The organism is Ameyamaea chiangmaiensis (assembly GCF_013376175.1).
GTDB classification, from domain to species: Bacteria; Pseudomonadota; Alphaproteobacteria; order Acetobacterales; family Acetobacteraceae; genus Ameyamaea; species Ameyamaea chiangmaiensis.
This window is the reverse complement of the sequence record NZ_JABXXR010000366.1, coordinates 1-578: the sequence shown is the minus strand read 5'-3', so window position 1 is coordinate 578 and position 578 is coordinate 1. Positions and strand designations below refer to the sequence as shown.

The 578-nt window shown below is 70.1% G+C and carries 1 pseudogene; it reads left to right on the top strand.

What is annotated here, in order from left to right:
* Nucleotides 1–578 (top strand): annotated as a pseudogene (locus tag HUK82_RS17090) (murein hydrolase activator EnvC family protein); the annotation flags it as partial.

The window sequence follows — 578 nt, the reverse complement described above, 5'->3', positions numbered from 1 at the left end:
ACAAGGCCGCCGCGCTGTCCGAACAGAGCGTCGCGGCCAACGCGGCGCTGCAAAAAACGGAGCAGGCGGTGGCCGACCTGTCCGACCGCGTTGCGGCGCTGCGAACGGAAGACGCCTCCCTCAGCGCCGCGATTGCGCGTGACGCCGAGGCCCTCCGGCCGATGCTGCCTCTGGTGGAACGCCTGTCGCTGTATCCTGCGGACACGCTGTTGGCTGCCCCGGTTGAGCCGACGCGCGCGATCAGTGGCCTGATGGTGCTGCGCGGCCTCTCGAAAGGGCTGGAGCAGCGGGCGGAAACCATGCGCGCGCGTCAGGCACGCCTGACCGAGGTGCGTGCGACGCTGGAGGCGCAAAGCCAGCAACTGGAAGGGCTGTCGGTCCAGCAGACCCAGCAACGCGACGCCGTGGCGGCACAGGCGCGCATGGCGCGTGATGCCCAGACGCGCTCCACGCGGGCCGCCCAGGCCATGGCCAGCGCGGTGCAGGCCGCAAGTCGACAGGCCGGCACGCTCCAAAGTGCCATCGATCGGCTCGACACCATGGAAACCGCCTTGCAACAGCAACTCGATCGGGAGGCC